The organism is Streptomyces sp. NPDC012474 (assembly GCF_042955185.1).
Taxonomy (GTDB): Bacteria; Actinomycetota; Actinomycetes; order Streptomycetales; family Streptomycetaceae; genus Streptomyces; species Streptomyces cahuitamycinicus.
Map to the genome: position 1 here is coordinate 197,079 of NZ_JBIBEP010000014.1, position 25,429 is coordinate 222,507.

Here is a 25,429-nt window from a genome sequence, read left to right on the forward strand (position 1 = left end):
CACCCATCCTCGACGGAGCGCCGCCCGTCACACTTCCCGGTGGTCGATGCCCAGCAGGCTCGCCGCCGCCCGGAAGTCGGCCGTGTGGTGTCCGACCGCGAGGGACCAGTGGTGGCCGATACCCGTGGCGCTCCAGGCGTCGACCCATTCGCCGGGGTCACGGCCGAAGTCGACCCGGCTGGTGGTGTTGCCGATCTCCAGCAGCGGTCCCGGTACGACGGTGCCCTCGGACGTGACGAAGGACAGGCTGCCATCGGCGTCCTGGCCGAGGCCGAGCAGCGTGACGGGCCCGTGCCGGACGTCGAACTCGACGCTCACGCCCCAGCCGCGTTTGCCGTGGTACACGCCGAGGCCGCGCAGCAGCGGGTCGCGGGCGCCGACGGAGAGGTGGGCGGGGCCGTCATGGCCCATCTCCACCACCCCGTCCTCGAAGTCGAGGGCCTGGATCTCGGTGAAGGAGCCTCCGGCGCCGACGCTCTGGGAGGCGAGCTGGGCTACGGACGTGCGCAGTTCGTACTCGCCGGCCGCGGGTACGCCCCGGGCGGTGAGCAGGGAGGCGCCGAGGATCATGCCGGCGCCGAGCCGCTCGTGCAGTTCACCGTCGAGGCCGCGGTGGTAGTAGGCGAGGCTGTCGAGCTCGAAGTCGGCCACCAGCCGGTCCAGGGCGACGGACACGGTCGCGCCCCAGGCGAAGTCCTCCTCCACCACGCTCTCGTCGAGGGTGAAGACCTGCCGGGCGAGGGCCATCCGCTCCCGGGTCTCGGCCTCGGTCACCCGTTCCACGCGGTGCCTCAGGTCGTCGAACTCCAGGACCTCCACATGTGAGCCGAACGTCGTGGCCAGCAGCGTCGGATCGGTCTGCACGTCGAGCATGCCGGGGTACACGTGCCCCATGAGGCCGTGCCGGGCGTGCCGGAGCGCGGCACGGATGTGCGCGGCACGGATCCACTGCTCGATGCGCCGCCAGGCGGACTCCTGGCGCAGCCAGCCCGACACCGACCGGAAGGGAATGCCGGCGCGCCGGAAGACGTTGCCGACCTCCGGCACGGGGCACTGCCCGCAGTAGGCCAGCCAGGCCCCGGTGTCGAAGGCGGCGTGGTCCATCCTCTCGGACGGCTGGAGGTCGATGACCAGAACCGGCGCGTGCGAACGCTGAGCGATCGGCAGCACCATCGAGGAGGTGAGGTACGTCGTCAGGAACAGCACGATCAGGTCGCAGTCGGCGCGCCGCAACCGCTCGGCGGCGCGGGCGCCCTCCTGGGCGTCGGAGACGAAACCGGCGTCGGTCACCTCGGCGTCCATGGCCCGGAACCGCTCGGCGACATAGGCGGCCGACTCCTTCAGTTGCGGGAGGAGTCCGGGGAACTGCGGCCAGTAGGTGCCAAGTCCGCCGGCGACCAGTCCGACCCTGGTACGGCGCCGGGTGACCGGCGGGAGCAGGTCGTGCAGGGTGGCGGCCCGTACGGCCGTGCGGTCCGCGGTCGTTGCCATGGTCAGTGCTCCTTGTCGAGAGGGTCGGCCGGCGAGGTGCTGGGGACGCGGAGGTCCGCTCCGTCGGGCACGGCTCTCGCGGAGCGCGGGACCAGGACGCGGATGATGAACACGCCCGCCAGCGCCGCCGCCGTCATGCACGCGGTGATCGTCCAGAGCAGGACGGACGGGCTGTGGTCGGCGAGGGCGGGCGTGAAGAAGGCGGCGACCGCGAAGACGCCCCGGGAGAGGGCGTAGGTGAGGCCCTGGGTGGTGGCGCGGGTGTCGGCGGGCAGCGTGAGCTGCGACCAGACCTTGTAGTTGGCTTCTCCGGCGAAGGGGTTGGAGAGCTGGTACAGCACGAAGAAGACGAGCATGCCGACGAGTGCGCCCGCGGTCAGGGACGCGATGACGAAGGCGAGGATCTGGACCACAGCGGCCACGTGGAACAGCCGGTCGCGCCAGGGGCTGTCGGCGACGCGCACGAAGGCCAGGGTCAGCAGCACGCCGATCGGGATGAACGCCAGGTTGATTCCGGTGGCGAGGCTCTGCGAGGCGTCGCTGACGGTGACGAGCAGGTAGGTGCCGAACTGTCCGAAGGTGTTGGCTCCGAGGCCCCAGGTCACGTAGAAGAGGAACGTCGCGGTCATGGGCAGCAGGGCGGCTCGCGTCCACACCCCTTTCAGGGAGATGGCTTCCGGGGCGGCGCCGGTCTCCGTCTCCGGCGGCTCGTCGGGCAGTTTCAGGCGGGACCGCAGGGCCCAGGTGACGAGTGCGGCGACGGCCAGTTGTCCCGTGATGAGCCGGGCCCCGGTCATGCCGGTGGTGGACAGGACGAAGCCGAGGAAGATGGCGACGGTGATGCCCAGCATCCACATGACCTGCGTGAACGCCACGAGTCTGCCCCGGGCCCAGGAGGGCGCCGCGTCCGATACCACGGCCAGGGACGTCGGCAGGTCGGCGCCGGCCGCGAGCCCGGCGACGAGAACACCGACGAGCAGGGTGATGTCGTCCGGCGCGAGCGTGATGACGAGGGCGCCGACCGCGAAGCAGAAGATGTCCCAGTTGTAGACGCGGCGGCGTCCGAAGAGGTCGGCTAGCCGTCCGCCGACGAGGGATCCGACGGCGATGCAGCCGGTGACGATCGCGCTGATCGCCCCGGCCATCCACACGCCCATGTCGTAACTGTCGCGGTAGACGGCCAGGTTGACGGAGATGCTCACGATCAGCCCGGCGTCGAGATAGGAGGCCATGCCGGACAGGGCGGCGGCCTTCCAGAGCGGTGGGGGGATGGGGCGGGTACCGGCCATGATGCGACTCCGTCGTCTGGTGACATCGCGGTTCCGGGTGCCTGGTCGAGGCGAATATAGAGCGGGAAAAACGTTGCAACAAGGTGTCGCGCACGTCGGGGTGACATGCCGTCGGCTCCCCCGAACGCCGGGCGGGGATATGGCGTGGCCGCTCCGGCTCGCCTACCGTGAGAGGGCCTAAAAACGTTTTAGGGGAAGGACCGTGTGTGTGATCTCCCCCGAGCTGCGGCAGTTGTTCGACGACCCGCCCCGTGCCTTCGGCCCCACTCCCCTGTGGTGGTGGTCGGGTGCGAAGGTCACCCGGGACCGACTCGCCTGGCAGCTGCGGGCGTTCGCGCAGGGCGGGGTCCACAACCTGGTCGTCATCAATCTCGCCCCGGCGGGCCCGGCGTTCGGGGCCCGGGCCGACGATCCGGCGTGGTTCGGCGAGGAGTGGTGGGAGCGTTTCACGGACGCCTGCGCGATCGCGGCGGAGCTGGGCACAAGGCTGTGGTTCTACGACCAGATCGGGTTCTCCGGCGCCAATGTGCAGGGCGGTGTGACGCGGCGTCACCCCGGTGCGGCCGGACTCGCCCTGCGCTGCCGGGACGCGAGCGTCTCCCGGGGCAGGGTCGCCCTGCCGGACGCCGAGACACCGCTGGCCGCGTACTCCCGTCAAGGCCGGCGGCTCGACCTAGCCGTGGACGGGCACCTCGCGGCCGCCGACGGGACCCGGGTGCGGCTCGTCACCGCCGTGCCCACCGCGTTCGACTACCTGGACCCGCGGGCCGTCGGCCTGCTGATGGACACGGTGCACCACGAATACGACCGCCGCGTACCCGAGTACCTGGGCACGGTCATCGCGGGCAGCTTCCAGGACGAACTGCCCGCCACCAACGCCTGGAGCCACCGTTTCGCCGACGAGTTCCGCGCCCGGCGCGGCTACGACCTGCTCGACCACCTGCCGGCCCTCTTCGGCACCGACGCGGGCGTACCGGAGGGGAAGATCCGCGGCGACTACTACGGGGTCCGCGCGGAGCTGACCGAGGAGGCCCTGTTCCGGCCGCTCGCCGCCTGGCACCGCGAGCGCGGTCTGCTGCTGGGCAGCGACCAGAGCCACCCCGCCCGCGCGGGCTACCCGGCCCAGTCCACGCAGATCTACACCGACTACTTCCGCACCCACCGCTGGTACGGCGCCGCGGGCAGCGACCACCACGGCGATGCCAAGGTGCACTCCTCCATGGCCCACCTCTACGGCCACGAACGCGTCTGGATCGAGGCGTTCCACTCCTCCGGGTGGGGCGGCACGCTGGAGGACACCTACGGCTGGCTGCTGCCGTTCCTGCGCAGCGGCGCCAACCTCTACAACCCGCACGCCAGCTACTTCGGCACCGCGGCCGGCTGGTTCGAGTGGGCGCCGCCCTCCACCGACTGGCGCCAGCCCTACTGGAGGCAGTACCCGGCGTTCTCCCGGGCGGTGGCCCGGATCTGCTCGATCATGTCGTGGGGCGGTTACGCGGCCGACGTGGCGGTGCTGCACCCGACCGCCACCATGCAGGCGCTCGTCCCGCTGGACGCGCCGGTCCGGCACTTCGGCGACGGCAGGCTCGGCGACGGCCACGCCCTCGCCGACGAGACGCAGCAGCAGTACCTGGACCTGTGCGGCTCGAACAACTGGCTCGGGCCGCACGCCGGTGCCCTGGACCGGCGCGGAATCTCCTTCGACGTCGTCGACGACGACTCGGTGCAGCGCGCCCGGGCCACCGAGGGTGCCCTGCGCCTCAGGAGCCTGGCGTACGGCGCGGTGCTGCTGCCCTCGGCGAGCGTGCTGGAGGAAGGGACGGCGCGCCGGCTGGCCGAACTGCTCGACGCGGGAGGGCGGGTGCTGGTCGTGGGCCGTCCGCCCGGGAGTGCCGCGGGCCGGTCCGGTGACGACTCGGTGGTGGCGGCCCTGCTCGCCCATCCCCGGCTGGAACGGGTGCGTGGCCCCGGGGCCGCCGCCGAGGCATTGGCCGACGCGGCCGGGCACGCGACGGGCGAGGTACCGCTGCTCGTCCGGCGGAAGGGGCATCAGGCGGTGGCACTGGTCACGGCCGCCTTCCCGGAGATCGGCGCGCATCCGTTGCGCCCGTCCGGCTCCGCTCCCGAGCCCGTCCGCGCCTCGTCCGTCACCGTCCGGGCGGGCGTCGCGGAGGCCGAGGTCTGGAACCCGGCGACCGGCAACAGCAGCCCGGCCCGCGTCACCCTCTCCGACGACGGTGCCCTCTCGGTCATCGAGGTGCCGCTGGACGGCGCCCCGGCGGCCCTGGTCGTCTGGCGTGAGGGCCGTCCGGGACCGACGCCTGCCGCGGATGGGAGGACGGTCCGGCTGCTCGACGTCTCGGCCGGCTGGCGCGGCCGGCTGGTCCCCACGTTGGACAACACCTGGGGCGATCTCGCCCTGCCCCCGGGAGCGTCCGTGGCGGAGCAGCAGATCTGGACCATGGAGTGGACCGAGGGGGCGGTGTGGGAGCGGAGCCGGGTCACCTACGGCAACCGCGTCCGGGTCCTGCGCCCGGTGCCGCCCGACCGGGTTCCCGAGCCGCTGGACGCGGCGTGGGCGGAGCGGATCCTGGCCGGTCGAGCGCCTCTCGTACCACCGGACTCGGACTGGCACCCCGCGGTGTACTCGTCGAGCCGCGGCATCCTCGACCAAGGCGGGCTGCTGGGCACCAAGGGGCTGGTGAACGAGGAGTTCGTACGCGTCCCCGTGCCGGCCGACGGTGCGGTGGCCCGGGTCCGGGCGATCGTGGAGACCGGACACCGGGGGCCCGCCGAGCTGCACGTCGGCGCGGAGGCGGTCAAGCGGGTGTGGTGGAACGGGGAGCCGCTCGGCCCGTACGGCGGCGGCTACCTGGCCTCCGCCCCGGTCACCGTCCGCCGCGATCGCAACGTGCTGGAATACGAGCTGTCGGACGCCCAGGACCGGCCCTCGTCGATCTCGGCAGCCGCCGGCACACCGCTCGGCAGCTTCTTCTGCCTGTCGGAGCCGGGCGGGTTCGGGCCCCGGCCGCGGTTCATGCGCCCGCCCGACGGAGTCCGGCCCGACGGCCGCGTCACCTACCGCGTGGCGTTCCGGATACCGGCCGGTGAGACGCGGGCGGTGCTCGTCGTGGGTGCCGCCTCGGCACTGACCGTGCTGGTCGACGGCGACGTGGTGGCGCGGCAGGAGAAGGCGGAGTACTACGAGGCGGACTGGGGCGCCGTGCCGATGTTCTTCCGGCACGAGCCGGAACTCGGGCCGGGCGGGCACACGCTGGAAGTGGTGGCCGACAGCGCCGATGTCCGGGACGCGGTGTTCGTCGATCTGGTGGCCCGCTCGGGAACCGGGGTGACGGCCCTGGTCAGCGGCGCCGGCTGGGAGACCGAGGCGGGCGCGTGGCGGGGCCGGACCGTCGAGGACGAGCGCAGGCGGGGCGAGTTGCAGCACTGCCACGCCGCCGTACGGCCGCATCCGCTGCCGGACACCGCGTGGCTGGGCGGCCGTCCGGTGCTCGGCGGTGCCGTCCTGCCGTCGCGGTCCACCGATGACGTCCGGGCGTCACCGCAGCGCTTCCGGTTCACGGTGCCGCCGGGAACGGTGTCGCTGGAGCTGCCGTTGGCGCTGCACGCGCGCGTGCGGATCGGGGACGGAGAGGAACTGGCTGTGACGGGCGACCGGCTGACCCTCCACGAGCCGCTCCCGGCACCCACCCGGGTCGAGGTGGTCACCGAGCCCACGGCCGTCCTGCGGGGCGGCTCCGCCTGGCACGGGCCGGTCCGGGTGCGGGCGGTGCCGGCGCCGCTGGCGTTGGGCGACTGGCGCGAGCAGGGGCTGGGCGGCTGGAGCGGGGGTGTGACGTACGCACGGGCGGTGGAGGTGCCGCCCGGGCCCGATCCCGTGCTGGATCTGGGGCGGGTCCGGGGCAGTGTGGAGGTGTCGGTCGACGGGGAGTTCGCCGGGGAGGCGTTCTGCGCGCCGTACCGTTTCCCGCTGCGCGGCGCCGCGGGGCGGACGGTCCGGCTGGAGGTGACGGTCCGGGGCACGCTGGCGCCGTACCTCGCCGAAGCCACCCCCACCGCCTGGGCTTTCCCGTCCCAGTTGCCGTCGGGGCTGTGGGGGCCGGTGACGCTGCGGATTCCGTCCGGGGGCTAGGGGCGCTGTTCGGACCGGTGGTAGGTGCACTGTTCGGACCGGTGGCTAGGTGCGCTGTTCGGAGCGGCGGTGACGCGGCCGGCTGAGGTGGGGCACACACATCCGCCGCGTCGTCGTCGCTCGCCGACTTCCCTCGCGCCCGGCTGCGCTCGCGCGGAGGGACGGCCATCGCGTCGGCGCCCTCCTCCGCCTTGCAGCGGCACGCACCCGACCCCGCTCACCGGCATCGGCCGGCACCGTCAGTCTGCTGCGGCCCGGTCCAACGACTGGCCCCGGTCGTCGGTGCGCGGCCGGGTCGAGTCGCGCAGGACCAGGTCGGGGGCGAAGACGCGGGTCTCGTGGAGGTGGTCCGCGCGGGCCTCGATCTCGTCGAGCAGCATCTCCACCGCCGCCCGGCCGAGGTCCTCGACGGGCTGCCGGACCGTCGTAAGGGTCGTCGCCCCGAAGGTCGCGACGTCGAGGTCGCCGTAGCCGACGACCTGCACGTCCTCGGGGATGCGCACGCCGCGTTCGGTCAGCCCCCGGCACAGGCCGGCGGCGAGGAAGTCGTTGGTGCAGAACACCCCGTCGGGCAGGTCCTTCAGCCCGCGCGCGATCTCCGTGCCGTGGGCGACGGTCATCCGCTCGGCGACGACCTGGTCGAGCCGGGCCTCGCGGTGGCTGCGCACGGCCTGCCGGGCGCCCTGGTAGCGGTCGGCGCACTGGCGTATGCCGCGCTCGCCGTTGACGACGAGGATGTCGCGGGCCCCCTTGCCGAGGAGGTGCTGTACGGCGATGCGGCCGCCGGCGATGTCGTCGACGGAGGCCGAGCAGCCCTCCCGGTCGGGCATCGCGCGGTCGGCCAGGACGAGCGGGATGCCGCGCTCGCGCAGCCGGGCCAGCCGGCCCGGGTCGGCGCTGAGCGGTACGACGACGACGCCGACGGCCCGCTGCTCGACGAGCATGCTGAAGTACCCCTGTTCCCGTTCGGGGGCGTCCCCGCTGTGGCACAGGACGAGCGAGTAGCCGTGGTCGTAGGCCGCGTCGGCGGCGCCCCGGGCGATGCGCGCGTAGAAGGAGTTGGCGACGTCGGGCAGGACCAGCCCGATCGCGGAGGAGTGGCCGGTGCGCAGACCTGCTGCTCCCGGGTGGGGGACGTAGTCGAGCGCGGCGACGGCGACGCGGACGCGCTCGGCGGTCTGCGCGGTGACCCGCTCGGGCCGGTTGAGCACGTTCGACACCGTGGACACCGAGACACCGGCGGCGGCTGCGACGTCCTGGATGCGGGCGGGGCGTGCCGGAACGGCGTCCACCCCCCTCGCTGTTGCAGCCGCGCGACCAGGCACGACGATGGCCTTCATGGGCGCGGCGAGTATACCGTGACCGGGCGTGGAACGTTTTTCCCGCCCGGTCTGCACGGGCCCCCGGCTCAGGCGGAGGGCGCGCCGGTGAGGACCTCCACTCGGCCGGTGTCGAGCGAGTAGTAGGCGCTGACGACGGCCAGGTCGCCCTTCTTCACGAGCGGCCCGAGGTCGTTGTTGTTCCGCAGGTCGGCGGCGGTCTGCTTGGTGTGGATCCGGACCATCGCGTCGACGGGGTCGGCGTGCTGCCGCTTGACGGTCTCCCGGTAGGCCGGCCGCAGGGCTTCGGCGATCGACTGGAGGTTGCCGGGCAGCGGCTTGCGGTCCCTCAGCGCCTCGTATGCCGCCTTGACAGCGCCGCATCGCTGGTGGCCGAGGACCACGACGAGCGGCGTGCCGGACGTCATGGGGCCGTACTCCACGGAACCGACGACGACCGGTTCGACGACCTGCCCGCCGGTGCGCATCACGAACAGGTCGCCGAGGCCCGTGTCGAAGACGAGCTCCGGCGGGACGCGGGAGTCGATGCAGGAGAGGATCACGCCGTACGGGTCCTGCGCCTCGGCGACGAACTCGCGCCGCTTCGGATCGCGGTCGGGGTGCTGGAGCTTGCCGTCGATCCAGCGCTTGTTGCCGTCCATCAGCCGTGCGAACGCGGACCAGGGCGAGTCCGGTCGCGCGGCCGCCGCGGGAGAGGGCGAGGGCTTGCCCGCCGCGGCCGCGGCCTTGCTCGTGCCGGCGGTGTCCTTCGACGAGCAGGCGGTGAGCAGCGCTGCGCCGGCAGCCAGCCCGCCGGTCAGTATGGCCCTGCGCTGTGGTGTGTCGGCGGTACCCATGTGGCCGTCCCCTTTCGGTCGCCGCTCTCCGTGGTGGGAAGCGGTGATTCCACTCTTGTGGGAGGACGGTTAGCGCCCGTACAACGCTCGTGCAGCGCAGGAGAAGGACTGATCCAAAACGCGGCACGCGGTCGTGTCCGGGCCCTCGGTGACCGGGGCCAGGGGGACTCCCTGCCCTGTTGACGAGGCCGGTGCCGCGCGGGACGGGTAGAGGGAGCCCAGCGGGTCCCTCCCCTCAGGATCGCACCGTGCCCGTCGCCGCACCGCTCGGCGCCTCCGCCGAGCCGCTCCCGAAGCGGACCCCCTTGGCCTCCTTGCCGAGCGCGCTCAGCAGGATCACCACGGCCAGGGTGGGCACGATGGTCCACGCCATCGCCGACGGGTAGCCGTGACGCTCGGCGAGGAACTCCTGGAGCGGCAGGTTGAGTGCGGCGATCAGGTTGCCGAGCTGGTAGGTGACGCCCGGGTAGAAGCCCCGGACGGCGTCGGGGCTCATCTCGGTCAGATGCGCCGGGATGACACCCCACGCGCCCTGCACGCACACCTGCATGAGGAAGGACGACAGCATCAGCCAGCCGACGGTGGTGGACAGCACGAAGAACGGCACCACCACCAGGCCCGCCGCCGCAGCGATCATGATCGTCCGGCGGCGGCCCAGCCGCTCGGAGTAGGCGCCGAGCAGCACCCCGCCGATCATGGCGCCGATGTTGTAGACCACCGCGATCGCGATCGACGTGTCGGCCGACAGGTCCAGGCCCTTCTTCACGAAGGTCGGGTAGATGTCCTGGGTGCCGTGCGACATCCAGTTGAAGGCGGTCATCAGCGCGACGAGGTAGACGAAGCGCCGCAGCACCGCGGGGTTCCTGAACACCCGGTGCGCGGGGGTTCGGTTGAGCGCGACGCTCTTCTCCCACACCTCGCTCTCCTCCACCCTGCTGCGCACCCACAGCGCGACCAGGGCGGGCAGCAGGCTGAACGCGAACAGGCCGCGCCAGCCGAAGACGGGCTCGATGAGGAAGAACGCCACGGCGGCCAGGAGATACCCCAGCGAGTAACCGCTCTGCAGCAGGCCCGACCAGAACCCACGCCGTTCGCTGGGGATCTTCTCCATGGCCAGGGCCGCGCCCAGACCCCATTCGCCGCCCATGCCGATGCCGTAGAGCAGGCGCAGTACCAACAGCACGGTGTAGTCGGGCGCGAAGGCGCAGGCGAAGCCGACGATCGAGTAGAAGACGACGTCGACCATGAGCGGGACGCGCCGGCCCCGGCGATCCGCCCACAGGCCGAAGAGCAGCGCGCCGACCGGCCGCATCACCAGCGTCGCGGTGGTGAGGAAGGCCATGTCGGTGAGGGAGACATGGAAGTCGTCCGCTATCTCGCTGTAGACGAGCACGACCAGGAAGTAGTCGAACGCGTCCATGGCCCAGCCGAGATAGGCGGCGACGAAGGCGTTGCGCTGGTCCTTGGTCAGACCCGCTGCCTGCCCTCTCACGGTTTCGAGCACGGTGGCCTCCCGAAGTTCGCAGCCGACGTTAGGGACGCGACGACGGGAATCGGGCAAAGCACGAGCCAGTTTTGGGCCAAGATCGCGACGGCCGTCAACGGCGGCCGGGCACCCGTCGTCCCGGCGTGGCGACGCCGCCGGACGCCGCCGCGTCGATCAGGCGGCGGAAGGTGCCGCACTCGAGATGGCTGGGTGCGGGGCAGGCGGCGGCATGCCGCAGGGAGTCCCGCAGGACGCCCAGTTCGCGGATCCTTCTGTCCAGTTCGTCCGCCTTGGCGGACAGCATCCGCCGGTCGATCCGCGGCTGCCCGTCCGGGGCGAACATCTGCGCGATCTCGTCGAGCGAGAACCCGGCCGTCCGCCCCAGCGCGATCAGGGCCAGCCGCTCCAGCACCCCGGGGTCGTACTGACGCCGCAGCCCGCGTCGGCCGGTCGAGGCGATCAGCCCCTTCTCCTCGTAGAACCGCAGTGTCGAGGCGGGCACACCGGCGCGGTGCGCCACTTCGGCGATGTCCAGGTCTGTCATTGTCTTGACCTCAAGTCGACTTGAAGTAGAACGCTGTCATCCCGACCCGGCGAAGACAAGCAGAGGGAGAGACGAAGATGGACGCCTCACGTGCATCCGACGACGAGCAGGCCGCCCGCTGGAACGGGCCCGCCGGCAACGCATGGGTGGATCTCCAGGAGTTGCTGGACGAGATGTTCAGGCCGATCGAGGAGCTGCTCGTCGACGCGGTGGCCGCCGAGCACGCTGGAAGTGTGCTCGACGTGGGCTGCGGCACGGGCGGCATCACCCGGGCCGTCGCCCGCAGGTCCGGTCACTGCGTCGGTGTGGACATCTCGAGGCCGATGATCGAGACGGCCCGGGCGCACGCCGAGCGGGAAGGCGTACCGGCGTCCTTCATCGAGGCCGACGCACAGGAGTACGCGTTCGGACCCGGCGCCTTCGACGCCGTCGTCTCGCGCTTCGGCGTCATGTTCTTCAACGACCCCGTGCGGGCCTTCACCAATCTGCGGAGCACGGTGAGGGACGGGGCGGGGCTGCGGTGCGTCGTGTGGCGGGGCCCGGAGGAGAACCCCTTCATGACGACGGCCGAGCGCGCCGCGGCCCCCTTCCTGCCGGATCTGCCCGCCCGCCGGCCGGACCAGCCGGGCCAGTTCGCGTTCGCGGACCCGGAGCGTGTCCACCGCATCCTGGCGGAGAGCAGCTGGGCCGGGATCGACATCCAGCCGCTCGACGTGGTCTGCGGCCTGCCCGAGTCCGACCTCGTCACCTACTTCACGCGGCTCGGTCCGCTCGGCACGGTCCTGCCCGGGGCCGACGAGCGGACCCGGGCTGAGATCGTCGAGGCGGTCCGGACGGCCTTCGCCCCCTTCGTGCAGGGCACGCAGGTGCGTTACACCGCGGCCTGCTGGATGGTCTCGGCACGGGCCGCCGCCGCGAAACTTTCGTGAGGTCCGGCCCTCTTTTCCGAGCGCGGGCGACCGGCGCATAGTGAGATCACGATGACGCAGAAGAGAGCCCTGGTGGTCCGAGGCGGCTGGGAAGGGCATCAGCCGGTCGAAGCCACGGAACTGTTCCTGCCCTTCCTCCGGAGCAACGGGTACGCCGTCCGGATCGAGGAGTCGACCGGGATCTACGCGGATGCCGCCGAACTGGCCGCCACCGACCTGGTCGTGCAGTGCGTGACGATGTCGGAGATCACACGCGAGCAGCTGGCGGGGCTGACCTCCGCGGTCGTGGCCGGGACCGGCTTCACCGGCTGGCACGGCGGCATCGCCGACTCGTTCCGCGCCTCCTCGGACTATCTGCACCTGGTGGGCGGCCAGTTCGCCACGCACCCCGGCAAGGAACCGTGCGAGCGCCGGGGCGCGGCGGACGACAACTTCCTGCCGCACACCATCACGTTCACCGAGGCCGGCCGCACGCACCCGATCACCGCGGGTATCGAGGACTTCGCCCTGGACACCGAGCAGTACTGGGTGCTCCACGACGACCTCATCGACGTCCTGGCCACCACCACGCATCCGGTGCGGCCGTGGGAGCCCTGGCACCGGCCGGTGACCTCGCCGGCGGTCTGGACCCGCCGGTGGGGTGCCGGGCGGGTGGTGGTGACGACTCCGGGGCACAGCGTCGATGTCCTGGAGAACCCCGACGTCCGCACCATCATCGAGAGGGGCATGCTGTGGGCGACGCGCACCGCGTCGGGGTCGTAGGACTCGGCGTCATCTCCCGCGCCTACCTGGACACTCTCGTGGGTCATCCCGGTGTGCGCGTCACCGCGGTCGCCGACCTCGACGCCTCCCGGTCGGCCGCGGCCGCCGCCGGACTTCCGGACGCCCGGGCGCTGTCGGTCGAGGAACTGCTGAGCAGCCCGGACGTGGACACGGTGCTGAACCTGACCACCCCGGCGGCCCATGCCGGGATAGCACTCGGGGCGATCCGCCACGGCAAGAACGTCTACGGGGAGAAGCCGCTGGCGGCGGACCTGGCCGGCGCCCGGTCCGTCCTGGAAGCCGCCGCGCGGGCGGGCACCGGTGTGGGCTGTGCCCCGGACACCGTCCTGGGGACGGGAGTTCAGACGGCGCGGGCGGCCGTGGAGGCGGGGAACATCGGACGCCCCCAGTTCGCCTCCGCCGTGATGATCACCCCGGGGCATGAACGCTGGCATCCCCACCCCGACTTCTACTACACGGCCGGCGGCGGCCCGCTGCTGGACATGGGGCCGTACTACCTGTCGTCCCTGGTCCATCTGCTGGGGCCGGTGCGCGCAGTGACCGGAGCGGCCGGGCGGCTGCGCGCCGAGCGCGTGATCGGTTCCGGGCCGCGCGCGGGCGAGCGCATACCGGTCGAGGTGGACAGCCATGTCTCCGGAGTGCTGGAGCACGTGGGCGGGACGCTGACGACGCTCACGACGAGCTTCGACGGCGTGGCCACCACGGCCGCCCCGATCGAGGTGCACGGCGAGAGCGGCACCCTGTCGGTGCCCGACCCGAACCGCTTCGACGGCGAGGTACGCCTCCACGCGCTCGGCGACACCCGGTGGCGCGCCCTGCCGGTGACAGCGGGCTACGCGGACGGCGCACGCGGCGTCGGACTGATCGACTTCCTCACGGCCGACGCGTCGCGGGCGCCGCGCGCCGGCGGTGAACTCGCCCTGCACGTACTGGAGACGATGACCGCGCTGCTGCGTTCGGCGGCGGAGGGGCGCCGGATCGAGCTGACGACATCGGCACGGGTGCCCGCACCGGTGCCCCTGACGGCCGCGGCGCAGTGGCACGGCCGGGCCGCCTGAGGTCAGTCCACGGGCCAGGTGTGCGCCGGCGCGTTCATGTGCATGTAGTCCATGTACGTCCTGGTCATCTGCCGCAGCGCCTCCCGCCGGTCGGAGATGCCGGCCTTCTCCAGGTGGTGCACCATCTCCGCCTGCCACAGGGCGCCGTTGCGGCCCGTGACGCAGCGCTGCTCGATGATGCCCAGCAGGGGTTCGCGCCAGGCGGCGTCCATGCCGGTCAGCTCCAGTCCTCTGTGCGCCAGGGGCAGCAGACGCCGCAACACCAGTTCCGTGACCGGCACTTCGCCCACGCCGGGCCAGTACAGGCGGGCCTCGATGCCGTCGCGGGCCGCGGTGTGCAGGTTCTCCTCGGCGACCGAGAAGGACATCCGCGTCCACACCGGCCGGTCCTCGTCGACGAGGGCGCGCGTCAGGCCGTAGTAGAAGGCGCCGTTGGCGATGATGTCGGCCACGGTGGGGCCGGCGGGCAGCACCCGGTTCTCGATGCGCAGATGCGGGCCGCTGTCGGTGACCGCGTAGATGGGGCGGTTCCAGCGGTAGATCGTGCCGTTGTGGAGGGTCAGTTCGCCCAGCTGGGGGACGCCGCCGCTGTCCAGCTCCCGCTGCGGGTCCTCGTCCTCGCACAGCGGCAGCAGGGCCGGGAAGTAGCGCACGTTCTCCTCGAAGAGGTCGAAGACGCTGGTGATCCAGCGCTCCCCGAACCACACCCGGGGCCGTACGCCCTGGGCCTTGATCTCCTCGGGGCGGGTGTCGGTGGCCTGTTCGAACAGGGGGATGCGGGTCTCGCGCCACAGCTCCTTGCCGAACAGGAAGGGCGAGTTCGCCGCGAGGGCGATCTGCACACCGGCGATGGCCTGGGCCGCGTTCCAGTAGTGCGGGAACGCCTTCGGCTCGACCTGGAGATGGAACTGGGTGCTGGTGCAGGCGGCCTCGGGAGTGATCGTGTCGGCGTACGTCGACAGGCGCTCCACACCGTCGACCCTGATCCGCAGGTCCTCGCCCCGGGCCGCGAAGATCTGCTCGTTGAGGAGCCGGTACCGGGGGTCGCCGGAGAGCGCGGACTCGCTGACGTCCGACTCGCCCAGGGTCGGCAGGATGCCGACCATGATCAGGTGCGCGCCCACCGCCGCGGCACGGTCCTCGGCGTGGTTGAGGGCGTCCCGGATCGCCTGCTCCCAGGAGCCGGGGCCGCCTGCCGTCAGCTGCCGGGGCGGGATGTTGATCTCCAGGTTGAAGCGGCCCAGCTCGCTCGACCAGGCGGGGTCGGCGATCGCCTGGAGCACGTCGGTGTTGCGCATCGCGGGCAGCCCGGCGTCGTCGACGAGGTTGAGCTCGATCTCGAGCCCGACCTGAGGGCGCTCGCTCTCGAACCCCGACTCGTGCAGCATCCGGGCCAGCACCTCGAGGTCGGTGTGCATCTTCTCCCGGTACCGACGGCGGTCCTCCCGGGTGAACACCAGGGCCGGCACGTCACGTCCCATGTGCCCTCCTGCGCTCCTTCGGCGGATACGTCCGCACCTCAGCGGATGGGTCTCGTCCCAGAGTCGCACCTTGTCCTCGACACCGCACCCACCTAGCCTGCGTTTGTGCCGCAAATAAACAAATCCCGAACGCACAATGACGTGCCGGGCCACAACAGCTCCCTCACCCGGCTGAGGATCGCCCTCACGGTCTTCTTCGCCCTCGACGGCTTCGTCTTCGCCGGCTGGGTCGTGCGCATCCCCGCCATCAAGGCGCAGACCGGCGCCTCCGCCAGTGCCCTCGGCCTCGCCCTCCTGGGCGTCTCCGCCGGGGCCGTCGTCACCATGACCCTGACGGGGCGCCTGTGCCGCCGCTTCGGGAACCACCGGGTCACCGTCGTGTGCGCCGTCCTGCTCTCCCTGAGCGTCGCCCTGCCACCGCTGACCCACTCGGCGCTCACGCTGGGCCTCGTCCTGCTGCTCTTCGGTGCCGCGTACGGCGGAATCAACGTCGCCTTCAACAGCGCGGCCGTCGAGCTCGTGGCCGCACTGGGGCGCCCGGTCATGCCGAGCTTCCACGCGGCTTTCAGCCTGGGCGGCATGGTCGGAGCGGGACTGGGCGGGCTGCTCGCCGGGGCCCTCTCCCCCACGCGGCACCTGGTGCTGCTCACCCTCGTCGGCCTGCTCGTGACCGCCGCGGCGGGCCCCACACTGCTGCGGCACGAACCGCCGAAGCCTCCGGAGCGGGAGCTGCCCGCCGAAGGCGCCCCGCGCCGCCCGGACGGCCGCACCCGGGGGCTGGTGATCGTCTTCGGCGTGATCGCGGGGTGCACCGCGTACGGCGAAGGGGCGCTGGCCGACTGGGGCGCCCTGCACCTCGAGCAGGACCTGCACGCCTCGGCGGGTGCGGCGGCCGCGGGCTACTCCTGTTTCGCGCTCGCCATGACGCTGGGACGCCTGACCGGCACGACGTTGCTGGAACGGCTGGGGCAAACCCGGACCGTCGTCGCCGGCGGCAGCACCGCGGCGGCCGGAATGCTGCTCGGCTCCCTCGCCCCCACCCTCTGGGCGGCCCTCCTCGGATACGCGATCACGGGCATCGGCCTGGCGAACCTCTTCCCCGTGGCGGTGGAACGCGCGGGCGCCCTCGCCGGCCCGAGCGGCGTCGCGACGGCCTCGACTCTGGGCTACGGGGGCATGCTCCTCGGCCCGCCCGCGATCGGCTTCATGGCGGACTGGTTCACCCTGCCCGCCGCACTGACCAGCGTGGCGGTGCTGGCAGCGGTGGCGGCGGTCGTGGGGGCACTGGTGGGGGCGGCCGCCCGGCGCGCGGCCGGGGGCTGAAGGGGGGAGACGCCGCCGGGGGGATGCCGGTGATCCTGGGTACCCGTGGCCACGCCCGTTGCGATCACCGGGCCGTACGACGTGTCCAAGGAGGAAGACCCGTGACCGAACAGCAGCATCCTGGCGAGCAGCACCCGACCCCGGAGTTTCCCTCCCAGGACCAGCCGCACCCCGGCTGGACCGGGCCGATGGACCCGCCCCCGGACCACGGTGAGGAGTCCTACCGGGGCAGTGGCCGGCTGGCCGGCCGCAAGGCCGTGATCACCGGCGGGGACTCCGGGATCGGCCGCGCGGTCGCCCTCGCGTTCGCCCGCGAGGGAGCCGACGTGCTCTTCACCCATCTGGATGACGAGAAGGACGACGCCGCCGAGACCGCCCGGCTCGTCGAGGAGGCCGGCCGCCGCGCGGTGCCCGTCTCGTGCGACGTACGGGAGGAGGAGAACTGCCGGGCGCTCATCGACCGTGCGGTGGACGAGTTCGGCCGGATCGACGTCCTCGTGAACAACGCGGCGTACCAGATGTCCCAGCCCGACGGCATCGAGGCGATCACCACCGAGCAGTTCGACCGGGTGCTGCGCACCAACCTGTACGGCATGTTCTGGCTGTGCAAGCTGGCCCTGCCGCACATCCCGGAGGGCGGCAGCATCATCAACTCCACGTCGGTGCAGGCGTACAAGCCCAGTCCGCATCTGCTGGACTACGCGACGACGAAGGGCGCGATCGTCACGTTCACGCAGGGGCTGGCGCAGATGCTGATCGAGAAGGGCATCCGCGTCAACGCGGTGGCGCCGGGCCCGGTGTGGACGCCGCTGATCCCGGCGACCCTGCCGGACACCCAGACGTTCGGCAAGCAGGCCCCCATCGGACGGCCCGCCCAGCCCGCCGAAATGGCTCCGGCGTACGTCTTCCTCGCCTCGCAGGAGGCGTCGTACATCACCGCCGAGATCGTCAACGCGACGGGCGGGACGCCGCTGCCGTGACGCTCGCCTGAAAACCCGGGGCCCGGAGCACACCGCATGCGGCAGACTCGGCGTCATGGAGACCACCGAGTTCCTTCAGGCACTGCAGACGGAAGGCAGACTGCTGGCCGCGGCCGCCGAGGAGGCCGGGACCGACGCCAAGGTGCCGACGTGTCCCGGCTGGCAGGTGCGCGACCTGTTGCGGCACACGGGCGCCGTGCACCGCTGGGCCGCCGCGTTCGTCGCGGAGCAGCTCACCGAGGGCCGCCCGCCGGCCGAACCCGCCGACCTGGACGGCGCGGAGCTCGTGGCCTGGTACCGCGACAGCCACCGGCACCTCGTCGGCACGCTGGCCGGCGCCTCGCCCGACGTGGAGTGCTTCGCCTTCCTGCCCGCGCCGTCACCGCTGGCCTTCTGGGCCCGTCGGCAGGCGCACGAGACGGCCGTGCACCGGGTCGACGCCGAGTCCGCGCGCGGCGGTGGCCCGACCGGCGTCACTCCCGAGTTCGCCACCGACGGCATCGACGAACTGCTGCGCGGCTTCCACGCCCGCTCCAGGAGCCGGGTACGCACCCCCGAGCCGCGCGTGCTGCGGGTCCGCGCGGAGGACACCGGCGCCGTGTGGACCGTACGGCTGTCGCCCGAGCCGCCCGTGACGACGCGGGACGCCTCCGGCGCTGCCGAGTGCGAACTGTCCGGCCCTGCCGAGCAGTTGTATCTGGCGCTGTGGAACCGGGCGCCGCTGCCGAACGCCACGGGCGACCGGGCACTCGCGGCGCTGTGGCGGGAGGCGTCGGCGATCTGAGCAGCCGCCGGCGGGTGATCAGCCGTCGGTGAGCATCCGCGCCAGCACCGCGCGCTGCACGGGGAGCAGCTCGCCGTGCAGCGCGCGCCCCTTCGCCGTGAGGCAGACCTTCACGCCGCGCCGGTCCTCCGCGCACATGCCGCGTTCGACGAGCCCCTCCTTCTCCAGCCGGGCGATCAGCCGCGACAGCGCGCTCTGGCTCAGGTGGACCCGCTCGGAGATCTCCTGGACGCGGTAGGAGGGCGTGCCCTTCGGGGTGCGGCACCCGGCGAGGACGTCGAGCACCTCGAAGTCGCTGGCGCACAGACCGTGGCCGTGCAGCGCACGGTCGAGTTCGCACTGCGTACGCGCATGCAGCGCCAGTATGTCCCGCCACTGTTCCACGAGCGCCTGTTCGGCCTGCTGAGCCATGCGCCGCACCGTAACAGAGAACCGAGATTGTTGCACCTGAATTAAATGCGCTTGCATATCATGCGCGCGCACGATGCTTCTGCCCGCCCCATCGCGCTGATCTCCCTGTGCGCATCGACCTCGACCCGGACTCCGCGGCGGTGATCCTGCCGACGATGGTGCTGGTCGGCTCCGGCTTCGCGCCGACCTTCCCGTCCCTCGAGGTACGCACTGTGCAGTGCGGCCTTCGCGGCGGCGGTGGCGTTCGGGGCCGTGGCCGGGCCCGCGCTGCTCTTCGACCTTCCGAAGACGCCGGAGCGCCTGCAGCCGCTCGCCGGTCCGGCGCTCGCGCCGGTGCTCTTCGCCGCCCGGGTCGTCAGTGTGCTGCTCCGGTTCCGGACGGCAGGTCAGCCCAGCCAGCCCGGCCGCACCAGCCCCGTCTCGTAGGCGAGAACGACCAGTTGGGCCCGATCGCGGGCACCGAGCTTCACCATCGTGCGGCTGACGTGGGTCTTCGCGGTGAGCGGGCTGACGACCAGACGGCGGGCGATCTCCTCGTTGGACAGACCGATCCCGACCAGCGCCATCACCTCCCGCTCCCGCTCGGTGAGCCGGTCCAGGGCGCCGGCCGCCTCCGGTTCCTTGGAGCGGGAGGCGAACTCGGAGATCAACCGCCGCGTCACACCCGGCGACAGCAGCGCGTCACCCGCCACCACCGCCCTCACCGCGCGCAGGAGTTCGTCCGGCTCGGTGTCCTTGACCAGGAAGCCGGAGGCGCCGGAGCGAATCGCCTCGAAGACGTACTCGTCGAGCTCGAACGTGGTGAGCATGACGACCCTGACGTCCTTCAGGCGGGGGTCGCCGGTGACCTGTCGGGTGGCGGCGAGGCCGTCGACGGCGGGCATGCGGATGTCCATCAGGACGACATCGGGTCGCAGTTCGCGGACCCGGCGCACGGCCTCCGCACCGTCGGCGGCCTCCGCGGCCACCTCGATGTCGGGCTGTGCGTCGAGCAGCGCCCGGAACCCCGCCCGTACCAGTGCCTGGTCGTCGGCGAGCAGTACGCGGATCACCGGTCCTCCTGTGTCGGTCCGGGAGATGTGCGGGCGGACGGCGCCAGCGGCAGTACGGCGAGCACCCGGAATCCGCCGTCCGGGCGGGGGCCCGCCTCGATGGTGCCACCCAGGGCGGCGGCCCGCTCCCGCATGCCCGCGAGCCCGTTGCCGCTGCCGCCCGCGTCGTCCCCGGTCGCGGGCCCGTCGTCGTCCACGCGCAGCCGCAGGACACCCTCGTCGTGCGTGAGGTGCACGCGCGCGTGCCGCGAACCCGAGTGCCGTACGACGTTGGTCAAGGCCTCCTGGACGATCCGGAAGGCGGCGAGGTCCGTGCCGGGGGCGAGGCGCGGCGGCTTCCCCTCGACGTCCACCGTGAGGCCCGCGCCCGCGGCCTGCTCCACCAGTTCGGGCAGCCGTCCGAGCCCGGGCGCGGGGGCGCGCGGCGCGTCACCGGGGGCGCGCAGCGTGTCGAGCACCTGGCGCACCTCGCCGAGCGCCTCCTTGCTCTGGTCCTTGATCGTGGTGAGGGCCGTACGGGCCTGCTCGGGGTCGGTGTCGAGGAGCGCGAGGCCGACCCCCGCCTGCACGTTGATGACGGAGATGCTGTGGGCGAGGACGTCGTGCAACTCCCGCGCGATCCGCAGCCGTTCCTCGCCGGCCCGCCGCCGCGCGGCCTCCGCCCTCTCCGCCCGCTCCCGGACCCACTGTTCGCGCCGCACGCGGAACAGCTCCGACACCGCCGCGATGGCCACCACCCAGGTGGCCACCACGATCTCCCCGCCCCACGAGACGGCTGAGTCCCCCGAGGGCGGCAGCCATGCGAAGAGCCAGTGCGCCACCAGGACGTGCCCGGCCCAGAGCAGGCCCATGGCGGCCCAGGCCGCCCGGCGGTGACCGGTGACGACGGCACTGAAGCAGGCCAGCGCGACGGTGAAGAGCACCGGCCCGTAGGGATACCCGGCCCCCAGGTAGACCATGACGGCAGCCGCCGTGCCGAACACGACCGCGACCGGATGCCGCTTCCGCCACAGCAGCAGCCCTCCGGCCACCAGCAGCAGGACCCGGGCGAAGACGTCCGGTTCCGCCCGTACGCCCTGCTGCCCGTGGGCGGCGAAGTTCGACCCGGCCAGGACGAACACGGTGACGAGCGCGGTAGACCGCCAGGGCCACCGGGGCGCCCGCCCCTCCCACCGGTCCCACCACGCGGGTCCGTGCCGCCACCATCGCGGCGGACCGCCCCGCGCGCGCTGCTCGTCCATACCGGCCACGCTAGACGTCGCGCCCCCGCAGCCGCGTCACCCCGGCGTGGGGGTCGCGCGTACTCCCCGGGAAGTACGCGCGATCACCGGCCCGGTGGTCTACCGGGGCCCGGGCACCAGCCCCACCCCCCGGGCGAGTCGCCCCACCGCGTGCCGGAAGAACGTCTCCCGGTCCACCACCACCCGGTTGAACTGGCCGAACAGCTCGAAGCCGACCAGCCCGTACAGCTGGGCCCAGGCCGCGACGAGGGCCGTCACGACTTCCGGGGGCAGGTCGGAGGCGAGATCGGCGGCCATGCGCTCGGCCTCCGGACGGAGGTCGTCCGCCAGCGCGGGCCGGTCGGGAGCCGGGCCCTGGTGGGCGTCGCGGGCGATGCCGATGAGCAGCAGGCCCACGCGGGCGGCGGCCGGCACGGTGGAGTCGGGGGCCGTGTAGCCGGGGACGGGCGATCCGTAGATCAGCGCGTACTCGTGCGGATGGTCCAGCGCCCAGCCGCGCACCGCTTCGCAGACCGTGATCCAGCGCTCGAAGGGGGAGTCCGCCGCGTCGTGGGCCGCCTCGGCGCTCTCACCGAGGGAGTCGTAGGCGTCGATGATGAGAGCGGTCAGCAGGTCGTCACGGCTGGGGAAGTAGCGGTACAGCGCGGAGGAGACCATGCCGAGTTCACGGGCCACGGCCCGCAGGGAGAGCCGGGCGGCCCCCTCCGCCGCGAGCTGTCTGCGGGCCTCCTCCTTGATGGCCGCGGTGACTTCGATCCTGGCCCGGGCACGGGCGCCGTGTGCGGTGCTCATGCCGGGCAGTCTCCCACGAGAACAGAGCAGTGCACACAAAACAGAGCAGTGAATAAAAACGAGAGCAGTGCTCTTGCACGGGCGTGACGACCTCGTGCACACTGACACCAGAGAGAGCGAGAGCAGTGCTCACAGAAGAGAGAGCCGCTTCGCCGTCACCCGAGGGGGACCCATGTCCACGCACGTGCAGAAGCCCGGCTGGTTCACCGTCAACGTCTTCAACCGCATCGTGGCCTGGATGACCCGCCGCGGCATCAGCGTCTGGGGCTCTCGTGTCCTCGCCGTCCGCGGCCGCAAGAGCGGCCAGTGGCGCACCACCCCGGTCAACCTGCTGACCCTGGACGGCAGGCAGTACCTGGTCGCCCCCCGCGGCCATGTGCAGTGGACGCGCAACATGCGCGCCGCGGGCGGCGGCGAACTGCACCTCGGCAAGCGCGTGGACACCTTCACCGCGGCCGAGGTGGGCGACGACGACAAGGCTCCGATTCTGCGCGCCTACCTCAAACGCTGGAAGGCGGAGGTCGGGGTCTTCTTCAACGGAGTCGGTCCCGACTCCCCGGACGCCGAGCTGCGCCGCATCGCCCCCGACCACCCGGTCTTCGAGATCACTCCGACGAGCTGACCTCGCCGCCCGCGGCGGGACGGCGGTCCAGCGCGGTCAGGGCCCGCTGGGCCACCGGATACGTGCGGACGATCTCACCCAGCGACGTCGACCCCTGCGTGATCTCCTTGAACGCCCTCCACGCGGGGCGCAAGCTCGTCAGCGCCATGTGGAACACCCCGGGACGGCGCTCGAACGCCGTCAGCAGCCGCTTGCCGACGCTCATCTCCACCCCGAGCCCGGCCTTGACGGCGAACGCGTAGTTGAGAGCCTGCCGGCGCGTGTCCACGGCGTCGTGCGCCTCGGCGATCCGCACCGCCCACTCCCCCGCGAGCCGGCCGGAGCGCAACGCGAAGGAAATGCCCTCACGCGTCCACGGCTCCAGGAGTCCCGCCGCGTCGCCGCACACCAGTACCCGCCCGCGCGAGAGCGGCGAGTCGTCGGCGCGGCACCGCGTCAAATGCCCCGAGGAGATGGCGGGTTCGAAGCCGGCGAGTCCCAGGCGGCCGATGAACTCCTCCAAGTACCGCTTGGTCGCGGCGCCTTCGCCACGAGCGGAGATCACCCCGACCGTCAGGGTGTCCCCCTTGGGGAAGACCCAGCCGTAACTGCCGGGAATGGGGCCCCAGTCGAGGAGCACTCGGCCCTTCCAGTCCTCGGCGACGGTCTCCGGCACCGGGATCTCCGCCTCAAGGCCGAGATCCACCTGCCCCAGCTTGACCCCGACATGCGCCCCTATGCGGCTGGCGCTGCCGTCCGCCCCGACGACGGCCCGCGCGAGCACGATCTCGCCGCCCTGCAGGACCACGGCGACCGTGCGCCGGTCCGGCACCGCCGAGCCGTGCTGCTCGACCCGCTGGACCGTGACGCCCGTGCGCAGCTCGGCGCCCGCCTTCTGCGCGTGCTCGACCAGCTGCTGGTCGAACTCGGGCCGGTTGATCAGCCCGAACAGCATCTGCTTCGAGCGGCGTGTGCGCGTGAACCGGCCGTTGTTGGAGAACGTCACCGCGTACACCCGGTCCCTGAACGGCAGCTCGAAGCCGGGCGGAAGTGCGTCGCGCGAGGGGCCGATGATGCCGCCGCCACACGTCTTGTACCGCGGCAGTTCGGCCTTCTCCAGCAGCAGCACGCGTCTGCCGGCCACCGCCGCCGCATAGGCGGCCGAAGCGCCCGCGGGTCCCGCGCCCACCACCACGACGTCCCACACCTGCCGCACGTCGTCCGCCGAAGAGTTCTCGCTGCTCACGATGGTCTACTGCTCCCGATCAAGCCGCCTGCCGCTGTCTCCCGCATCCTACGGCGGCGGTCACCGCAGGCCGCTGTGGGAGGATCACCGACGTGGCTGGCCCTTACACGGGGCCGCGCCCACACCATCCGATCACCGCGTGCCGATCAGTACGCATCCGTACAACGTCGCACCCACGAGGAGCGTGCCCATGTCGTCGAATCCGGTCGCCGAGACCGTCGCCTCGCTGATGCCCAGGGCGAAGGAGGAGCTCACCGAACTGGTGGCCTTCCGGTCGGTGGCGGACTTCGACCAGTTCCCGAGGAGCGAGAGCGAGGGTGCCGCCCGCTGGGTCGCGGACGCGCTCGCCGCCGAGGGCTTCCAGGACGTGGCCCTGCTCGACACCCCCGACGGCACGCAGTCGGTCTACGGCTACCTGCCCGGCCCGGAGGGCTCCAGGACCGTCCTGCTCTACGCCCACTACGACGTGCAGCCGCCGCTGGACGAGGCCGCCTGGACGACGCCGCCGTTCGAGCTGACCGAGCGGGACGGGCGCTGGTACGGGCGCGGGGCCGCCGACTGCAAGGGCGGTGTGATCATGCATCTGCTGGCGCTGCGCGCGCTGAAGGCGAACGGCGGGATCCCCGTCGGCGTCAAGGTGATCGCCGAGGGCTCCGAGGAGATGGGCACCGGCGGTCTGGAGCGGTACGCCGAGGAGCACCCGGAGCTGCTCGCGGCGGACACGATCGTCATCGGCGACGCGGGCAACTTCCGCGCCGGCCTGCCGACCGTGACCTCCACCCTGCGCGGTATGACCCTCGTCCGCGTACGGATCGACACGCTCGCGGGCAACCTGCACTCGGGCCAGTTCGGCGGCGCGGCGCCCGACGCGCTGGCCGCGCTGATCCGGGTCCTGGACTCGCTGCGCGCCGAGGACGGTTCGACGACCGTCGAGGGGCTCTCCGGGGGCCCGGCCTGGGAGGGGCTGGAGTACACGGAGGAGCAGTTCCGGCGGGACGCCAAGGTGCTCGACGGTGTGGAGCTGACCGGGTCCGGGACGGTCGCCGACCGGATCTGGGCGCGCCCGGCCGTCACGGTCATCGGCATCGACTGCCCGCCGGTCGTCGGGGCCACCCCGTCCGTGCAGGCGAGTGCCCGGGCGCTGGTCAGTCTGCGGGTGCCGCCGGGGGTGGACGCGGGCGAGGCGACCAAGCTGCTCCAGGCGCACCTGGAGGCGCACACGCCGTGGGGCGCGCGGGTGAGCACCGAGCAGATCGGTGAGGGCCAGGCGTTCCGCGCCGACACCGGCAGCCCGGCGTACCAGGCCATGGCCGCGGCGATGGCGGTCGCCTACCCGGGCCAGGAGATGCAGTACGCGGGACAGGGCGGTTCCATCCCGCTGTGCAACACGCTGGCCGCCCTCTACCCGCGTGCGGAGATCCTGCTCATCGGGCTGAGCGAGCCGGAGGCGCAGATCCACGCGGTGAACGAGAGCGTGTCCCCCGACGAGCTGGAGCGGCTCTCGGTGGCGGAGGCGCTGTTCCTGCGCAACTACGCGGCGGGCTGACCGCTCCGCCCCCGACCGAGCGGTCGGGGGGGGGAGTCCCGGGCCCCGGCCCGGTGCGAGGAC

General features: G+C 72.4%; 22 protein-coding genes. 10 read left to right on the forward strand and 12 right to left on the reverse strand.

Going from position 1 to position 25,429, the window contains the following annotated elements; translation table 11 throughout:
- Positions 1 to 27: 27 nt before the first annotated feature.
- Both ACFY9S_RS27990 and ACFY9S_RS27995 read right to left on the reverse strand, forming a co-directional pair.
- Positions 28 to 1,491, reverse strand: coding sequence for an arabinose isomerase (locus tag ACFY9S_RS27990; RefSeq protein ID WP_391133260.1), 1,464 nt, complete (start codon positions 1,489 to 1,491; stop codon positions 28 to 30).
- Positions 1,492 to 1,493: 2 nt separating this feature from the next.
- Entirely contained in the window at positions 1,494 to 2,780 is a 1,287-nt protein-coding gene (locus tag ACFY9S_RS27995; protein ID WP_391133263.1) for an MFS transporter, read from the reverse strand.
- A gap of 208 nt (positions 2,781 to 2,988) precedes the next feature.
- Between ACFY9S_RS27995 and ACFY9S_RS28000 the strand changes: the two genes are divergently transcribed.
- Positions 2,989 to 6,933: a glycosyl hydrolase gene (locus ACFY9S_RS28000; RefSeq protein ID WP_391133266.1), complete on the forward strand. Its 3,945-nt coding sequence runs from the start codon at positions 2,989 to 2,991 to the stop codon at positions 6,931 to 6,933.
- 239 nt (positions 6,934 to 7,172) lie between these two features.
- On the opposite strand, the gene ACFY9S_RS28005 is transcribed toward ACFY9S_RS28000, so the two are convergent.
- The 4 genes from ACFY9S_RS28005 to ACFY9S_RS28020 form a co-directional block, all read right to left on the reverse strand.
- Positions 7,173 to 8,225, reverse strand: coding sequence for a substrate-binding domain-containing protein (locus ACFY9S_RS28005; RefSeq protein WP_391133269.1), 1,053 nt, complete (start codon positions 8,223 to 8,225; stop codon positions 7,173 to 7,175).
- 116 nt (positions 8,226 to 8,341) lie between these two features.
- Positions 8,342 to 9,109 (reverse strand): carbonic anhydrase, encoded by a 768-nt coding sequence (locus ACFY9S_RS28010; protein WP_391133272.1) that lies wholly within the window; start codon positions 9,107 to 9,109, stop codon positions 8,342 to 8,344.
- Between the two features lie 235 nt (positions 9,110 to 9,344).
- Complete coding sequence (locus ACFY9S_RS28015; RefSeq protein WP_391133275.1) at positions 9,345 to 10,613, reverse strand: MFS transporter; 1,269 nt, start codon at positions 10,611 to 10,613, stop codon at positions 9,345 to 9,347.
- Positions 10,614 to 10,707: 94 nt separating this feature from the next.
- Positions 10,708 to 11,139 carry a helix-turn-helix domain-containing protein gene (locus ACFY9S_RS28020; RefSeq protein ID WP_102910433.1) on the reverse strand — a complete coding sequence of 144 codons (432 nt, stop codon included), beginning with the start codon at positions 11,137 to 11,139 and terminating at the stop codon, positions 10,708 to 10,710.
- Positions 11,140 to 11,216: 77 nt separating this feature from the next.
- Between ACFY9S_RS28020 and ACFY9S_RS28025 the strand changes: the two genes are divergently transcribed.
- Genes ACFY9S_RS28025 through ACFY9S_RS28035 form a run of 3 tightly spaced genes read left to right on the forward strand, consistent with a single transcriptional unit; the run spans position 11,217 to position 13,909 of the window.
- Positions 11,217 to 12,068, forward strand: coding sequence for a methyltransferase domain-containing protein (locus ACFY9S_RS28025; protein ID WP_391133278.1), 852 nt, complete (start codon positions 11,217 to 11,219; stop codon positions 12,066 to 12,068).
- A gap of 51 nt (positions 12,069 to 12,119) precedes the next feature.
- The gene (locus ACFY9S_RS28030; protein ID WP_391133281.1) at positions 12,120 to 12,830 is read left to right on the forward strand and encodes a ThuA domain-containing protein; all 711 of its coding nucleotides are present in this window, start codon (positions 12,120 to 12,122) and stop codon (positions 12,828 to 12,830) included.
- Positions 12,800 to 13,909: a Gfo/Idh/MocA family oxidoreductase gene (locus ACFY9S_RS28035; RefSeq protein WP_391133284.1), complete on the forward strand. Its 1,110-nt coding sequence runs from the start codon at positions 12,800 to 12,802 to the stop codon at positions 13,907 to 13,909. The genes ACFY9S_RS28030 and ACFY9S_RS28035 overlap by 31 nt, the downstream gene beginning before the upstream one ends.
- 2 nt (positions 13,910 to 13,911) lie before the next feature.
- Here the strand turns inward: ACFY9S_RS28035 and ACFY9S_RS28040 are convergent, their stop codons facing one another.
- On the reverse strand, positions 13,912 to 15,390 hold the full coding sequence (locus ACFY9S_RS28040) for a glutamate--cysteine ligase (RefSeq protein WP_102910437.1): 1,479 nt from the start codon (positions 15,388 to 15,390) through the stop codon (positions 13,912 to 13,914).
- Positions 15,391 to 15,531: 141 nt separating this feature from the next.
- Here ACFY9S_RS28040 and ACFY9S_RS28045 point away from each other — a divergent pair, with 141 nt between their 5' ends.
- From ACFY9S_RS28045 to ACFY9S_RS28055, 3 genes are all read left to right on the forward strand, one after another.
- Positions 15,532 to 16,713: an MFS transporter gene (locus ACFY9S_RS28045; protein WP_391133287.1), complete on the forward strand. Its 1,182-nt coding sequence runs from the start codon at positions 15,532 to 15,534 to the stop codon at positions 16,711 to 16,713.
- Positions 16,714 to 16,814: 101 nt separating this feature from the next.
- Entirely contained in the window at positions 16,815 to 17,693 is an 879-nt protein-coding gene (locus ACFY9S_RS28050; RefSeq protein WP_102910971.1) for an SDR family oxidoreductase, read from the forward strand.
- Between the two features lie 55 nt (positions 17,694 to 17,748).
- Entirely contained in the window at positions 17,749 to 18,477 is a 729-nt protein-coding gene (locus ACFY9S_RS28055) for a maleylpyruvate isomerase family mycothiol-dependent enzyme (protein WP_391133291.1), read from the forward strand.
- An 18-nt stretch (positions 18,478 to 18,495) separates the two neighbouring features.
- Here ACFY9S_RS28055 and ACFY9S_RS28060 read toward each other — a convergent pair whose 3' ends face one another.
- Positions 18,496 to 18,888 carry a MarR family transcriptional regulator gene (locus ACFY9S_RS28060; RefSeq protein ID WP_391133294.1) on the reverse strand — a complete coding sequence of 131 codons (393 nt, stop codon included), beginning with the start codon at positions 18,886 to 18,888 and terminating at the stop codon, positions 18,496 to 18,498.
- A 210-nt stretch (positions 18,889 to 19,098) separates the two neighbouring features.
- Here ACFY9S_RS28060 and ACFY9S_RS28065 point away from each other — a divergent pair, with 210 nt between their 5' ends.
- Positions 19,099 to 19,314 (forward strand): DUF6332 family protein, encoded by a 216-nt coding sequence (locus ACFY9S_RS28065; protein WP_391133380.1) that lies wholly within the window; start codon positions 19,099 to 19,101, stop codon positions 19,312 to 19,314.
- Here ACFY9S_RS28065 and ACFY9S_RS28070 read toward each other — a convergent pair.
- The 3 genes from ACFY9S_RS28070 to ACFY9S_RS28080 form a co-directional block, all read right to left on the reverse strand.
- Complete coding sequence (locus ACFY9S_RS28070; protein ID WP_391133296.1) at positions 19,275 to 19,940, reverse strand: response regulator; 666 nt, start codon at positions 19,938 to 19,940, stop codon at positions 19,275 to 19,277. The two genes, ACFY9S_RS28065 and ACFY9S_RS28070, sit on opposite strands and share 40 nt — an antisense overlap.
- Entirely contained in the window at positions 19,937 to 21,181 is a 1,245-nt protein-coding gene (locus tag ACFY9S_RS28075) for a histidine kinase (RefSeq protein WP_391133299.1), read from the reverse strand. The genes ACFY9S_RS28070 and ACFY9S_RS28075 overlap by 4 nt, the downstream gene beginning before the upstream one ends.
- A 99-nt stretch (positions 21,182 to 21,280) precedes the next feature.
- The gene (locus tag ACFY9S_RS28080) at positions 21,281 to 21,973 is read right to left on the reverse strand and encodes a WHG domain-containing protein (RefSeq protein ID WP_391133302.1); all 693 of its coding nucleotides are present in this window, start codon (positions 21,971 to 21,973) and stop codon (positions 21,281 to 21,283) included.
- A gap of 172 nt (positions 21,974 to 22,145) precedes the next feature.
- Here ACFY9S_RS28080 and ACFY9S_RS28085 point away from each other — a divergent pair, with 172 nt between their 5' ends.
- Positions 22,146 to 22,595, forward strand: coding sequence for a nitroreductase family deazaflavin-dependent oxidoreductase (locus tag ACFY9S_RS28085; RefSeq protein ID WP_391133305.1), 450 nt, complete (start codon positions 22,146 to 22,148; stop codon positions 22,593 to 22,595).
- Here ACFY9S_RS28085 and ACFY9S_RS28090 read toward each other — a convergent pair.
- A complete protein-coding gene (locus ACFY9S_RS28090) occupies positions 22,579 to 23,820 on the reverse strand; it encodes a geranylgeranyl reductase family protein (RefSeq protein WP_391133308.1) in 1,242 nt (413 codons plus the stop codon). The two genes, ACFY9S_RS28085 and ACFY9S_RS28090, sit on opposite strands and share 17 nt — an antisense overlap.
- 190 nt (positions 23,821 to 24,010) lie before the next feature.
- On the opposite strand from ACFY9S_RS28090, the gene ACFY9S_RS28095 reads away from it, so the two are divergent.
- Complete coding sequence (locus ACFY9S_RS28095) at positions 24,011 to 25,366, forward strand: M20/M25/M40 family metallo-hydrolase (RefSeq protein ID WP_391133311.1); 1,356 nt, start codon at positions 24,011 to 24,013, stop codon at positions 25,364 to 25,366.
- The last annotated feature ends 63 nt before the right edge of the window (positions 25,367 to 25,429 follow it).